General features: G+C 58.2%; 12 protein-coding genes and 3 pseudogenes. 10 read left to right on the forward strand and 5 right to left on the reverse strand.

Going from position 1 to position 12,853, the window contains the following annotated elements:
• Nucleotides 1–28: 28 nt before the first annotated feature.
• Nucleotides 29–232, reverse strand: a complete 204-nt coding sequence (locus tag ABQ137_RS08200) for a hypothetical protein (RefSeq protein WP_349781943.1) — start codon at nt 230–232, stop codon at nt 29–31.
• Between the two features lie 59 nt (nt 233–291).
• Here ABQ137_RS08200 and ABQ137_RS08205 point away from each other — a divergent pair, with 59 nt between their 5' ends.
• Both ABQ137_RS08205 and ABQ137_RS08210 read left to right on the forward strand, forming a co-directional pair.
• Nucleotides 292–543 (forward strand): hypothetical protein, encoded by a 252-nt coding sequence (locus ABQ137_RS08205; RefSeq protein WP_349781945.1) that lies wholly within the window; start codon nt 292–294, stop codon nt 541–543.
• Nucleotides 525–1,451 (forward strand): SOS response-associated peptidase family protein, encoded by a 927-nt coding sequence (locus tag ABQ137_RS08210; protein WP_349781947.1) that lies wholly within the window; start codon nt 525–527, stop codon nt 1,449–1,451. The genes ABQ137_RS08205 and ABQ137_RS08210 overlap by 19 nt, the downstream gene beginning before the upstream one ends.
• 315 nt (nt 1,452–1,766) lie before the next feature.
• Here the strand turns inward: ABQ137_RS08210 and ABQ137_RS08215 are convergent, their stop codons facing one another.
• Nucleotides 1,767–2,972 carry a tyrosine-type recombinase/integrase gene (locus ABQ137_RS08215; protein ID WP_349781949.1) on the reverse strand — a complete coding sequence of 402 codons (1,206 nt, stop codon included), beginning with the start codon at nt 2,970–2,972 and terminating at the stop codon, nt 1,767–1,769.
• A gap of 359 nt (nt 2,973–3,331) precedes the next feature.
• Here ABQ137_RS08215 and ABQ137_RS08220 point away from each other — a divergent pair.
• The 3 genes and pseudogenes from ABQ137_RS08220 to ABQ137_RS08230 form a co-directional block, all read left to right on the forward strand.
• Nucleotides 3,332–3,487 (forward strand): annotated as a pseudogene (locus ABQ137_RS08220) (integrase); the annotation flags it as partial.
• 138 nt (nt 3,488–3,625) lie between these two features.
• On the forward strand, nt 3,626–4,531 hold the full coding sequence (locus ABQ137_RS08225; RefSeq protein WP_252163556.1) for a type II toxin-antitoxin system PemK/MazF family toxin: 906 nt from the start codon (nt 3,626–3,628) through the stop codon (nt 4,529–4,531).
• 537 nt (nt 4,532–5,068) lie between these two features.
• Nucleotides 5,069–5,293 (forward strand): annotated as a pseudogene (locus ABQ137_RS08230) (hypothetical protein).
• Nucleotides 5,294–5,334: 41 nt separating this feature from the next.
• On the opposite strand, the pseudogene ABQ137_RS08235 reads toward ABQ137_RS08230, so the two are convergent.
• Nucleotides 5,335–5,720, reverse strand: a pseudogene (locus tag ABQ137_RS08235) (hypothetical protein).
• A 503-nt stretch (nt 5,721–6,223) separates the two neighbouring features.
• Here ABQ137_RS08235 and ABQ137_RS08240 point away from each other — a divergent pair.
• From ABQ137_RS08240 to ABQ137_RS08260, 5 genes are all read left to right on the forward strand, one after another.
• Entirely contained in the window at nt 6,224–6,703 is a 480-nt protein-coding gene (locus ABQ137_RS08240; protein ID WP_425510708.1) for a JAB domain-containing protein, read from the forward strand.
• Between the two features lie 200 nt (nt 6,704–6,903).
• The gene (locus ABQ137_RS08245) at nt 6,904–7,539 is read left to right on the forward strand and encodes a DUF6988 family protein (protein WP_349781952.1); all 636 of its coding nucleotides are present in this window, start codon (nt 6,904–6,906) and stop codon (nt 7,537–7,539) included.
• A 101-nt stretch (nt 7,540–7,640) separates the two neighbouring features.
• Nucleotides 7,641–8,291 (forward strand): hypothetical protein, encoded by a 651-nt coding sequence (locus ABQ137_RS08250; protein WP_025989244.1) that lies wholly within the window; start codon nt 7,641–7,643, stop codon nt 8,289–8,291.
• A 171-nt stretch (nt 8,292–8,462) separates the two neighbouring features.
• Nucleotides 8,463–8,696: a hypothetical protein gene (locus tag ABQ137_RS08255; RefSeq protein WP_252163553.1), complete on the forward strand. Its 234-nt coding sequence runs from the start codon at nt 8,463–8,465 to the stop codon at nt 8,694–8,696.
• A gap of 92 nt (nt 8,697–8,788) precedes the next feature.
• Entirely contained in the window at nt 8,789–9,856 is a 1,068-nt protein-coding gene (locus ABQ137_RS08260; protein WP_252163552.1) for an ankyrin repeat domain-containing protein, read from the forward strand.
• Nucleotides 9,857–9,910: 54 nt separating this feature from the next.
• On the opposite strand, the gene ABQ137_RS08265 is transcribed toward ABQ137_RS08260, so the two are convergent.
• Together ABQ137_RS08265 and ABQ137_RS08270 are read right to left on the reverse strand one after the other, a co-directional pair.
• Entirely contained in the window at nt 9,911–10,642 is a 732-nt protein-coding gene (locus tag ABQ137_RS08265; RefSeq protein WP_349781956.1) for a hypothetical protein, read from the reverse strand.
• Nucleotides 10,643–10,654: 12 nt separating this feature from the next.
• On the reverse strand, nt 10,655–12,853 hold the full coding sequence (locus tag ABQ137_RS08270; RefSeq protein WP_349781958.1) for a DEAD/DEAH box helicase: 2,199 nt from the start codon (nt 12,851–12,853) through the stop codon (nt 10,655–10,657).

Below are 12,853 nucleotides of genomic sequence, written 5' to 3' on the forward strand. Positions count from 1 at the left end.
GGCACCTGAGCAGTGCCAAGCCGGCACCCTAGACGTAGCCTTGAAGGTCGTCGTGTGTGAGCACGCCCAGACGATGCCCCCAGGACGCGACCAGCTCAATAATCACCGTCGCCTCGGCAGGGAACGCGTACAGCAGCTCCGCTTCGAACTGGTTGAGCACTTCCAGTGGCTCGGAAGCGCACGCCAGACGCTGCTGCAGCTGTTCGAAGAGGCTGGGGGTGGTGGTGTCCATGCATGCAGTCTACGGCCACCTGTCTCACGCCCTGAGACAGCCCTGCCGATACTGCGGGCATGGACAGATCCCGACTCCGCACCCATCTGGAAAACCTTGATGCCGCAGTGCCGGCGCTGCTGAAGAGCAGCCCCGACCGTTGCCACTTCTGGCAGGCCTTTGCCGGCATGGCAGACGTCATTGAGGACGGCGCCATCACGGGCGAGGATGCCCAATTCGTCTCCCGGCGGCTCGATGAGATCTTGGCCTGGCATGGCCTCCAAGATCCCGACCGCGACTGTGAGAGGCGGCCATGTGTTACTCCGCGCTGATCCGAGCCGAGTTCAAAGAGTTCCAGCGGGCATTTGGCGCCGTGATGGACATCGATACATACGTGAAAACCTTCTGGTGGGGCGATGGCGCCCAGGCGCGCCGGATCAAGGCGCCGCGCGCGATGGTGCGTGAGCTGCTGGAGATCGGCCCGCCCGAGCTGCAGGAGAACCTGCGCGCGGCGGATGCGGCAGAGGCTGACACGCTCACCCGTGAGATCTTCGACCAGAAGCGCCGTGTCGGCGAAGCCGAGCGGGCGCTGCAGGTCAGGGAGACGAAGAAGGCACGCGAGGACGTGCGCATCGGCACGAACAAGATCCAGCAGGCCCAGCGGCGCCTCGATACGCTCAAGGGCACGCGCGGCCAGGACGACAGCCGGATATTCCCGGGCGTCTACTGCCCGGTGCTGGTGGTGGAGAACGGCCAGCGTGTCGTCAAGCCGATGCGCTACCAGTGCCGTCCGGCCGGCACGCCGTCGGTCTACGACCGGAAATTCCCCGGCACCTACAACGCCCGCCGGGACAACCTGCAAGGGTTCTGGCGCCGGCAGTTCGGCTACACCCACGGGCTGATGGTGGCCGACCGATTCTACGAGAACGTCGAAGGCCCAGACGGGCAGAACCAGCGCATCGAGTTCGTGCCGCGCACCGGCGAGCCGATGCTGGTGGCGTGCCTTTGGTCGCACTGGCGCGATCCTGCAGGCGTCGAACCCGACCTGCTGTCGTTCGCCGCGATCACCGATGAGCCAGAACCCGAGGTCGCCGCCGCTGGCCACGACCGCACGATCATCAACATCAAGCCCGAGCACGTCGACGCCTGGCTCAATCCGGATCCCCGCAACCTGGATGCGCTGCACGCCATCTTCGACGACAAGCGGCACCCGTTCTACGAGCACCGGCTAGCAGCGTGACCAGCAGCAGCCACAACCAGGATAGATAGCCATGCCATCCCGATCTGCGCACCGCGCTGCGCTTCAGCGATCTAAGGAGCCGAGCGTCATTGCTCCCGAAGGTGTGACGCTGCCGCCTCTCCCTCCCAACATGACCTGGCACAACCCCGTCATCGGCGGGGACGTCGATCGAGGTGAATGGTGCCTTTTGCGTGTCGGTCCAGGAGGGGCTGATGTCCTGGCAAGGGTTCGGCGTAATGGGGAAGCTGAGGCAGCTGTGTGGCTGACGATCGCCGGAAGCCCAGTAATACCGCCGCCTGTGACGCTGCCAATCGCTCAGGCCTTCGAAGTGGCGGCCGAGTTCGCGCGCAACTCGTCCAGGTAATCGGCCCATCGCTGCATCATTCGCACGCGCTCCGCGAGGTGTGTCGTGCGGTTGTAAGCCCGGCCGTTGGGATCCTTCACTGCATGCGCCAGCTGGTGCTCAATGATGTCCGGCCGAAATCCCAGGACCTCGTCGAGGATCGTGCGGGCTGTGGCGCGGAAGCCGTGGCCGGTCACCGTGCCTACCTCGTAGCCCATGCGGCGCAGCGCCGCGTTCACCGCGTTATCCGACATCGGCCGCAGCTTCGTCCTGGTGCTGGGGAAGAGGTAGCGGCCGGCACCGGTGAGCCTCTGCAGGTCTGCCAGAACAGTCAGCGCCTGGCGCGAGAGCGGGACAACATGGGGCTGGCGCATCTTCATCTTGTCGGCGGGGATGTTCCACCTGGCGGCCTCGATATCGAGCTCTGACCACTCGGCCTGCCGCAGCTCACCCGGGCGCACGAATAGCAGGGGTGCCAGCACAAGAGCGCAGCGCGTGACGTGGCTGCCCTTGTAGCCGTCCATGGCGCGCAGCAGCGGCCCCAGCTCGTCCGGATCGGTCACCGCCGGAAGGTGGCGTTCGGGCGTTGGCTTCAGCGCGCCGCGCAGATCCGCCACTGGGTTGCGGCTGGCACGCCCGGTGGCGATGGCGTATCGCATGACCTGGCCGCAGTTCTGCATGATCCGATGCGCCGACTCGAAGGCGCCGCGCTTCTCGATGCGTCTGGCCACGGCCAGGAATTCGGGCGCTTCCAGTTCCGCCGCCGGCCGCGCGCCGATGTAGGGGAACACGTCGTTCGTGAACCACCCGACGACTTTCACGCGGTACCCATCCACCCAGTTGCGCTTCTCCAGCCACTCGTTGGCGATCACCTCGAAAGTGTTGGCGCCGAGGATTGCACGCGCAGCCGTTGCTGCTTTCCGGTGCTCGCCCGGATCGATACCCTGAGCCACCAACTGGCGTGCTTCGTCCCGCCGCTGCCTGGCCAGTGCTAGCGGCACCTCTGGGTAGACGCCAAGGGCCAGCCGCTTTTCCTTGCCACCGAATCGATACTTCAGGCGGAACCAGCGCCCCCCCTTGGGCGAGAGCTCCAAGTACAACCCGTCGCTGTCGTACAAGCGCTGGGTCTTCGCGGTAGGTTTGGCGCGGCGTATTGCGAGATCGGTCAGTGGGGGCATCTGTTCGGCAGTTGGGGGCAAGTGCCCCAAAATATGCCCCCAGAGTCTCCGATCCTGCGACGTTCACGTGCGCACCGCAGTGCACATAAAAAAGGCCGAGAACCCTTGATTTACGGGGGTTCCCGGCCTTCTTCGGATCTTCAAGATCCGCTCATTGGTGGAGGTGGGCGGAGCCTGAAGACACCCTTTCGCAAGCCATTGACCCTAAAGCATTTCGGGTCTTGCAGCTGAGCCTGCTTTGATACCTCGAATGATACCTAAAGTCCTGAGCTGAGTGAGTGGGGAGTGGCGCTGCTGATCGGGTGCAGCAAGCCAGCCGGCTGCACCGCTTGGTCGGTAGCCCCTTCTAATCGGACTAGGGCGAGCACCAGAAGGTCAAAACCGAAACGAGTCTACACACGGTGCCGCTGCATCCGGATCTGCTGGCACTAGGGTTTTGGGACTGGGTGGAAGGCCGAAAGACTGCTGGTCACAAGCGCTTGTTTCCCAGGCCAGAGCAGACGCATATTGATGGACCCTTGATACGAGATGTCGCGCCACCGTGCACTGGTCACCCGAACGAGTGGGCTCGCCTGCGTTAGTATTGGTGCAGGGAGCCTTAGCGGCCTTGGCTGGCAAAGGGTATGTCCAAAAGAGGGCAAGGAAAGCTAGGCGTGACAACTATTTCTGTCGAATACGTAGATATGTCGTCCGGGGATATCCTGGGGCGAGAAGATTATTCAGAAATCCTTGGGGTGACTATTCCTCATATTACTGGGAAAGTCACCATTTGCTGCAAGGCTTTCTCAGGGCAGCAGACAACGCGCTGGCAAGTCATGTCCATCGAACCTTGTGTAGGGGCTTCACCTACAGTCGTGCGTATTATCCTTCAGCGACACAATGCAGCAGTCAGGAATTTGGCGGAGACGGTCGCTAAAGTCGGCGTGAAGCTCAAGGAGTTAATGCACCCAGGAAAGTTAGTTGAAGTGGAGTATGGCCATATTCCCCAAGTCGTTGGGGTGGATGGTTTATTCGCCGGCAACACATCATTCTTCGATATGCACTTGCGAGGAGAGATGCACAAGCGACGCTTAGCTGTGGTTTTGAGTATTGGTAACGGAACTCTACAAGTAGCTCCGGTTACGTCCAAGGCAGGATATCCCGCAGACCCCACGCGAGTGCCCATTAGTCGGGACACTTTGGCAAGCTTGCCGTTTTACGCCAATAGCGGGTTAGAGAGCTGGGTGCTATGTGGGATGGTCACCAGTGTTGCATTCGCTCGCGTTTTGCCTCCCAGTTATGCTGGTCACAGAGGCGAGTCTCGGGACCACAGCTACCCGGCACGCGTCTCCTCGGCTGAGCGGCGTGAAATCATGTTGGGCGTGTCTCACTCTGTCGGAATGAGGCCAGAGAAGCCTCATAGAGGTGAAGTAAAGCGTGAGAAAAAGCTTGAGGGTAAAATCGCCGCTCTGGAACGGGAGCTTGAGTTGGTTCGCGAGGTGGCCCGAGGATGGGAAGAGGCGGTTAAACTCTCGCTGGATCAAGAGGTTGAGGAGCTTCGTAAGCTCAATGCTGAATAGCCTGTCCCATGTGCTTGACAGTGCGTTACGCGACCGTTATAGTCCTGTCACTTGGTGGAGGACGCGGTGCAGTGACGGCCTTCATGACGGCGTTAAATCGCCCACTGCGATGTGAAATTTAACAAAAAACCGCCTTAGGGCGGTTTTTTGTTAAATTTCACATGGAGTGTCGAATCTCCCAGGCTGGTCTTCTGGTGCTGCTGAGCAAGGCCTTTTACAGCCGCGTGCGTAAACAGCGGCGTGCGTAAATGGAGAAATGACCGACTTTGCGTATCCCTCAGCGCTTGGGCACCAAGGACACATCAGTCCACGACGCGGGACCGATGGTCGCTCACCTCACGAGACGCCTTGAACAGCGTCGTGCCGGCACACAGGCAGCCTCTGTCGTGGGAGTGCCTCCATTGGTGCTGGCTGCGTGGCTGTCTGGTGTAGCCAGGACAAGGTGATGCATCAAACCTTCACCTGTATCACTTCCTTACTTTACTGGGACTGGCATGTGTCTCAGCCGATGCGACAGGGGTGCTGATACTCATTGCAATGGACAGAGCTGAGTTGCGCATCCACCTTGATCACCTGGACGACGCAGTGCCCACGTTGAGGGCGTCGAGCTCCGACCGTTGACACTTCTTGCGAGCGTTCCCGGGCATGGCGCAGGTCGTTGAGGCAAAGGCTCTCACTGCTCAAGATGCTGAATTCGTCAGATGGCGTCTTGACGAATTCCTGGCTTGGCATGGGCTCACCAGCACTGACGAACCAAGCTAAAAGCGCAAATGACCAGGGCGCTGCACGTTAAACACGCTTGGCTAACGGCCACCCTTAAACGTGAAGCTGAAACGTGCGGTGGATGAAATAGCGGTGTCCCCGCTGATGGGCAGGGTATGGCGTCCACCAGCGTTAACATGCCATCGCCGACAGGCACCGGAACGCCAAGCGTGAGATCAATCTGCTTGGACCAGCCGCCGCCCATCACGGCCGCCCTGACGATCAACCGCCCGGCATGAATGCATTGAACATCGATCGGGCAACGGCTGTCTTCAATCACTTGGTCGGGACGCACCTTGGGACCGTCGACCGCTGCAATCTCGCTCAGACGCACGGGCCCTTCGATAGGCTTGATCTTGGCGGGGGCGGCCGCTGTGCATCCCGTAAGCGAGATGACCACCAGTGCTGCAAGCATTTGCACTCGCATTCAAGAAGCCAGGGTAGCTTTTCGTTGTTTGATTGGCATGGTTGGGGTCGGCTCTGAAGGTGGTCCGAATGTCCCATAACTCTGCGATGCACGGCTGAGATGCGCGCCATGGGCTATCGAATTTGACCGCTGTGAGCATAAGCACTCTCGGTGAGCGAACGCTAGCGACAGCAAGCAAGCAAGCAATCGAGCAAGCAAGCAGCCGGCAAAGTGCGCGAGGATTAGGAACAAAAGTTGCGCGCACACAGGACTCGGATCTCCTTGGCTTTTCGATCGCCGGCAGGGGAGTCGCCCATCAATGCTATCCACCAGCGCTGGGCCTCTGAAAGGGACCTTAGCTTCGCTGTCCCGACCGCAAGGGCAGGCCTCCTTCTCGACGCTGGCGCTTTGTTGCGGCCCTTCGCTGTGCGCCGTGCACGGTGCTCACTCCCGGGTGCGGTAGGGCCGGACGCTTCGCCTGTCGGGTCCCACGAGGCGCACAACGCGCTGGTGGAGAAGAACCGATGAAGCGCACCAGAGACATCAAAGCCCAATACCAAATTCAGATGGACGAAAAGGGCATCTTGCTCGCAGCAGCCACCATCCTGGAACAACGCCTTCATCGGCAAGGTCGCATTGACAGCCCGGACCAAGCCGGCGACTACCTGATTGCCCGCTGCGCTCACCTGCCGCACGAAGTCTTCGGGGTCGTCTTCCTGGACATCAAGCATCAGATCTTGGCAACCGAACATCTCTTCTTCGGCACCATCGACGGCTGCGACGTGCACCCTCGGGTGGTCGCCAAGCGCGCCCTGGGCTTGAACGCCGCTGCCGTGATCCTTTTCCACAACCACCCGAGCGGCAATCCGGAGCCAAGTGAGGCCGACCGCAAGGTCACCGAGCGCCTGCAGCAGGCTCTGGGCCTTCTCGACATCCGGGTGCTGGACCACTTGGTGATCGGCGGGCGTCAGCACACCAGCCTTGCAGCAAGAGGGTGGGCGTAGCGCCCCTCTTTCATCGGTTGTTGGCATAGGACCACCAGTGCACCTGCTCTTGCAAGAGACATCACGCTGCGCTTGAGGCCGGTCGTCAGGCTTCTTTTGCTGCTTACGCCATTACGGCAAGATTCAAATGAGAAATCAAAGGAGGCGACTGCTGATGCGCCAGGATGCGATCCAACTGTTTCAATGCTTGGAGAAGCACGATGTCTGAGCCGGTTGAGAAGCTCTTTGATGGGTCTGACGCACTGTTGCAGGCATTGACATCGATCACCAAGCTTCCGGGCTTCCATCAAAGTGATCGACTGCAAGTCTGTCGCGCCCTTTGCCTGCTTTCCATTGAGCATGCCGTTGCGAGTCGCTGTCTTCTTGCGGTTCGTGCGGGACCATCGACGGTCATCATCCACCGTGCGCAGTTCGAAGCGCTGGTGAGAGCCGTCTGGGTCCTTTACTGTGCAAGCGATGATGAGGTGGCCTGCTTGAAGGAAGAGCTGACACCGACAAGTGAATCATTAGCTGCTCGCTTGCCGATGCTCTCCAAGATGCTCCAAGCTCTGGAAACAGTGAAGCAGGCAACCGAGCCGCTACGGGCGTTTTTGGAGTTCAAGAAATACTCTTGGGCGGCACTCAACTCGTTTGTCCACGCGGGTGCACATGCACTTCATCGGTTACGAACGGGCTTCCCGCTTGAACTCGTGGAACTAATCGTCAAACAAAGTAACGCGCTCGTAGTGATGGCTCACATGCAACTCGCGATCATAACTGGTAGTCAAGACGCGGTGCGCTGGGTCGCCAAGACGGCGGATGGCTTTTCCGATGTGCTTCCTCTGCGAACACGTTAGGCTATGCTCAATAGCATCGGTCGCGGACTTTAAGGCTGGCGAGTGGCAAAGCTTACGATGCAAAGTTCTCGCATTAAGGCCTGAACAAGTGAGGGGGGCGGATGACGAATATCAGCAAGGCGGAAAGCTTCGATGACGGATTTCTCCGCGCAGCACTTGAAGTCATCGCCAAGCGCGATGAGCGTAAAGTCACCATCGACAGCCAGGACTTCGATGGCCTGAAACAGCGACTTGATCGCTCACCGAGCACGACGCGCTTCACGCAGCCGATGGCCGAGTTCTACCTCGGTATCCCGAGACGACAGTTCGACAAGCTCAAACGAGAGCAGGGCAATCCCTTTGCAGCCAGCAAAAGCTCGCCACGATTCATCACCAAAGCCGAGCTTTTGACGTGGTATGCCAAAATCACGAAAGCACGCGAAAAGATCCAAGAGCCTATCTCGGGCAAGTTTGGCAGAACGGGGAAGGGCATTCCCTTCATTGTGATCCGCGAGTCCTCAGAAAAAATCAAGAGCGTGATCTCGCATGCGGGCATCACGGACCTTGATATGAGTGCGATTGAAGAAGCCTTCCGCGATGGGGCAACGGTGGTGGCTCTGACCATTGATCAAGCCTTAGCGCTACCTTGGCAGTCAAATGGCGAGAAGCAACTTTGGCGGAAGGCTTACAGAACCCACCTGATGGCGGTTCATGCAGCCCAGATGGCCTTGCTGGATCGCCAGGAGTTAGACGAAGACACGAAGCCCGTGTAGCGTGACCACCCACCCTACGTAACGGCTGCCTGGCGCATCTTATCGTCAGGATTGTAGGCAACGGATGAATGGTTGTTCAGCGACCCGGGACGACCTCGTCCTTTAGCTATCCGGGCCTGATGCATAGATTGCGTTCCGAAGCTTGGTGGGTTACCAGGCACGGAGAGCAGCATGAAATACACCATCGAGATTAATGCGTATGCCCAAATCGTCCACTGGGCAACGATTGAGGCGAGCTCGCCAGAGGAAGCACTTTCCAAATGCGATATCGACGCGATCGCTTACAGCGACTTTGATTTCGACCAATGGCACAGCGCGCCTGAGATCCTTCGCATCGAAGATGAAACCGGCTCGCTCATTGCGTGCGACTACGAGGATGATGTTCCTGACATCAATGATCTGTAAGTCCCGTTGGGCTTATCCAATCGACTGACGCCATCACGCTGTGATCTTGACGAAAGACGTGATGGCGTTAAGTTGAAGGGGGAGGAGAGAAAATGGACCAGGCACTTAAAAGAAAGATTAGACAGGCTGTGAAGCAGGGGAGTGAGACGTATGTGACGTCGCTTTGTCAGGCTCAAAGTGATAGCGATGCTGCGGCACGCTACGCCATTGAGGTAGTGATCAAGAGCGGCAAAGAAAGCTTGATTGATCAACTGGTGCCACTGTTGTCGAAGTCGTTTTCGGTCTATCCGCTTGATGTCGCTGCCAAGGCGGGTTCAGCGCGGGCAGTTGAGCAGCTCATGGCGTTTTGCGACGCAGAAGATGACGAGGCATTGGTGCTTGCTGCTAGGCGCGGGCACACGGAGTGCGTCAAACGACTGCTCAAAGAGTGCAGTCCTCTGCAACACGACTCACTTGCGCTGTATGAGGCTGCGCGCCATGGTCATGCAGATGTCGTCTTTCAATTGGTCCTGTTCTCAGATGCCAAAGCGCAGGACAGCCGGGCGCTGATCGCCGCTTGTCGAGAAGGCCACTTGGAAGTGGTCAAGCATCTGTTGCCTTATTCATCCAAGATCCAATGTGCGCAGCACGGCTTGGCAGCGGCAGCCGAGAACAACCATGTCGAGGTCGTTGAGTTCTTGATAGAAGCTGGTCTTCCGGATCCGGAAGATACCTTTTCGTTGGGTCTCAATGCTGCCGCCTCTAAGGGACATGCAACTTTGGTGGGGCGTCTGCTTTGGGCGATCGTCAAAACAGGCCACGCGCCTCGCGACTTTGGCGAGAAAGCACTGTTCGCTGCAGCAACGAAGGGCGATGCAGGAATGGTCAAGTCGATCTTGGAGTTCGCCCACAAGACCGCTTATCCGGAGGCAGGCTTGTTTGCTGCACTCCAAAATGGCCATGATGAAGTGGCGGATGTTCTGGTTCGCCGAGTGAACTTAGATCACGTGCGGGACCTGATCACAGACGAAGCGATTGAGGCGAAGCTTGATGAGGCGATTGCCAGAGTTGATACGGCCAAGCAGCGCAGGGAGCTTCAATCCAACGAGCGCAAAAGGGTGGCGCAGAGTGATACGGCAGGGCCGGTGATGATGAACTCATCTCGTAGCGTGCGCTTGTAAGCAGATGTTGCCGAGATAAGACCAGATGTTGCCAGCATCCTGACACCTATGCTTCTAAGGACCTACTCTTCGTATTTCCCAATCGCCACGCGATAGCGTTCGGACCTGATGGAGATCGATGTCGTAGATGGCGATCAGGTCAGAACTGCTGGCAATGATGTGGCCTCGGATCTTTCGCTCACCCTTTTCCCAGAGTTCTGAATCGCCTCGCGATACCGGACCAAGGAGTCGACCCTTTTCTGTGTTTGCGTCATCTTTACCAGCATGCTCGCCAAGCAAACCCGGCAGGGTCGCCACCAACAGGCCGACGAGAAATAGTGTCAGTGAGAGATAAACCCCCGAGGCAGCAATGCCGGCCGATGAGGAAATATGCTTGATCCATGGACGTCGCAAGAAAAATTCTTTAATTCGACCTTCGCCAACTGGTCGAGTGGGCAGCCGGTAGATCAAAACTGCGATCCACACAAAAACAAAGGCTGTTGCTACGGAAAACCAGGGGAACGAGCGAAACATTCCAAGCCCTTGCAGCACGATGGCATAGTAACCGCGAACAACCTTCCAGTCGGCCGATTGGGGAAATAGGTCGGCTTGAACGCCCCAGGCTTTGAGATAGCTTGTGTAGGCGACATGCCCACAGCCATGAAGCACGATCCCAGCCAGTGTTGTCACGGCAGCCAGACTACCGACGAAGCGGGTGATGGACCACGACCTCTTGGAAGATGCAGTGTTCGCGTCTTCTGGTGACGGGGTGGAACGCTTCGATCGGACAATTTCGATATGGCGCATAGTTTTCGTAGATCAACTTCGAGATGGGAAGGAGCTGCGTAGCCAACCCATCGCCTCATCAAGGTCTAGGTTAGAGCTGGCATAAGACACTTGAAGCAAGTGGGGCGAAAGCAAACTGTCCCACTTTTGGCTGGCCAGATTTTTCGCACCTGCCAATAGCACTTCAATGGACGGGGTTGGTGTAGCGGCAATCGCTCTGAGCGCTGTCTGGATGTTCTCAAGGGCATTCGGACCCCGCGTGATCTCGACCCCCAGGCGGCTACCCTGTGCCTTGAAGTTCCTAGCATTGAGTAAGCAAGCGATTGCATCGTTGGCCGCATCGCCCAGCCAAGTGAGAAGCAGGATGTCGCTTCCCCGATCCAGGAAAAGCTGGTCATCCAAGCCATGGTGCTGGTAGCTGGTCCGTCCTTCGTCGATGAAGCGCTGCGCACACGCATCCACAAAAGTCGGCGTCAGTGTTCCCTGATAGATCGCTCGCATGGTTTGACGCACTTTGGTATGCACGCGTCCGCCGCCGCCGCTGAACATCGGTGGCGCGCCACTCTTGGTGGCAGACACATAGATCGTCCTCTGGCCTTCGTCGATTTGCTCGACCAGCCAGGTGCGCCCACCAAACAAGATACGCTGGCCGGTTGTGAGCATCTGGGAAATGGGCAGGGTGCCAAGCGGTTTGCCAGCAGCGACAATCCGGAATTCTTCGTCGACCGTGAACGCTGCATAGAACGAGTAGTGGTTGACGATCCGGTCACCGGCAGGTCCGTGCAACAAGAGCCCAGATCCATCTTGGATCAAGATGTCTCTCTGACTCAAATGGCGCAGCAGCTCGACAAATGCATCACGAGACACTTGATTGAAAGGGGCATTGGGGGCACATAGCAACTGAAACGCCTGGGCTGCGGTCAAGCCGCCATACTGCGCAATGGTGGAAAGAAGCTGCTGGATGAAGGTGGAAAGATGCGCACCTTTGACCACAGGCGGCTCATACCATTTTTCGGTAAGCAGCATGACCACGGCCAAAGTCTGAAACGTATCGAGCCTCAGGCGTGTTCGAAGATCCGCCTGCGAGTCAATGGCATCTTCAATCACATAGCCGCGCAAGATCGCAGCTTCACCTTTGCGTCTTCCGGATCTGCCCATGCGTTGACGAAGACTGGCAATGGTAGGGGGCGTGCCAATCTGGGCAACGCTCTTGACCGCTCCGATATCGATGCCGAGTTCCAATGTGTTGGTGCAGACGGCAGTCGCTGGCTGATCCTTTTGTTTGAGCGCAGCCTCAGTGTCGTAGCGAATTTCTTTGGAAAGACTGCCATGGTGCGGCCAGAACTCGCGCGCCACACCACTTTTTTCGCAAAGCTCATTGAGCAGGTGGGTATAGCGCTCGACCTCACGGCGGCTGTTGGGAAAGACCAGATTGTTGCTGCCGCGAAGGGTTTTGAACAAATGCTCGGCCACAGCCAATGGTGCTAACTCTTGCTTCTCCTTCTTGTCATCAGCTTCGCCCTTCTGAGGCACAGGTTCTTCAAAGCCCTTGATGATAAGGAGAAGTTCTGACGCATCGGAAGGGGCGTCGACAATCGCGGCGGTCCCCGCTGGACGCAAAAAGCGCGCCGCCGCCTGCATATCACCCAGTGTTGCCGATAGCCCAATGCGAGGCACTTTGCGACCAACGACGGTATCGATCCTGTGCAGCAAGGATTGAAGCTGTTTGCCTCGCTCGCTGCCGATGAAGGCATGCAGCTCATCGATCACAAAGTAAGCCAGGTGCTTGAAGATGCCGGCAATCGAGGTGCCTCGGTTGCACAGCATTGCTTCTAACGACTCTGGCGTGATTAGAACGACGCCATGTGGTTTCTTGAAGAAGCGCTGTTTGCTTGTGCTGCTAATGTCGCCATGCCACGGCCACACAGGGATGTCGAGGTCTTCGCACAATCGCTCCAATCGCCCAAACTGATCATTGATCAAGGCCTTCAAGGGGCTGATGTAAACGATCAAGCCTACTGGGGTCTGCTGTTCAAGATAGGTCAGCGCCGGCAGGAAAGCAGCTTCCGTCTTGCCCGAGGCGGTGCTGGCGGCAACGATCACATCTTGATCGGCAGGCAGGATCAGTGGGATGGCCATTTCCTGCACATCCCGCAAGGCTTCCCATTGCTCCGCCCACAAGTAGCGCTGGATGCCTGGCGAAAGAAGAGAGAACGCGCTTGACTGGCTCAT

The organism is Xanthomonas sp. WHRI 8393 (assembly GCF_040203315.1).
GTDB classification, from domain to species: domain Bacteria; phylum Pseudomonadota; class Gammaproteobacteria; order Xanthomonadales; family Xanthomonadaceae; genus Xanthomonas; species Xanthomonas arboricola.

Bases quoted from the DNA above. Each gene is read 5' to 3' on its own strand.
- ABQ137_RS08260 (WP_252163552.1), top strand. From the start codon at position 8,789: ATGGACCAGGCACTTAAAAGAAAGATTAGACAGGCTGTGAAGCAGGGG.
- ABQ137_RS08255 (WP_252163553.1), top strand. From the start codon at position 8,463: ATGAAATACACCATCGAGATTAATGCGTATGCCCAAATCGTCCACTGG.
- ABQ137_RS08205 (WP_349781945.1), top strand. From the start codon at position 292: ATGGACAGATCCCGACTCCGCACCCATCTGGAAAACCTTGATGCCGCA.
- ABQ137_RS08265 (WP_349781956.1), bottom strand. From the start codon at position 10,642: ATGCGCCATATCGAAATTGTCCGATCGAAGCGTTCCACCCCGTCACCA.
- ABQ137_RS08215 (WP_349781949.1), bottom strand. From the start codon at position 2,972: ATGCCCCCACTGACCGATCTCGCAATACGCCGCGCCAAACCTACCGCG.
- ABQ137_RS08210 (WP_349781947.1), top strand. From the start codon at position 525: ATGTGTTACTCCGCGCTGATCCGAGCCGAGTTCAAAGAGTTCCAGCGG.
- ABQ137_RS08245 (WP_349781952.1), top strand. From the start codon at position 6,904: ATGTCTGAGCCGGTTGAGAAGCTCTTTGATGGGTCTGACGCACTGTTG.
- ABQ137_RS08270 (WP_349781958.1), bottom strand. From the start codon at position 12,853: ATGAGCCAGTCAAGCGCGTTCTCTCTTCTTTCGCCAGGCATCCAGCGC.
- ABQ137_RS08250 (WP_025989244.1), top strand. From the start codon at position 7,641: ATGACGAATATCAGCAAGGCGGAAAGCTTCGATGACGGATTTCTCCGC.
- ABQ137_RS08240 (WP_425510708.1), top strand. From the start codon at position 6,224: ATGAAGCGCACCAGAGACATCAAAGCCCAATACCAAATTCAGATGGAC.
- ABQ137_RS08200 (WP_349781943.1), bottom strand. From the start codon at position 232: ATGGACACCACCACCCCCAGCCTCTTCGAACAGCTGCAGCAGCGTCTG.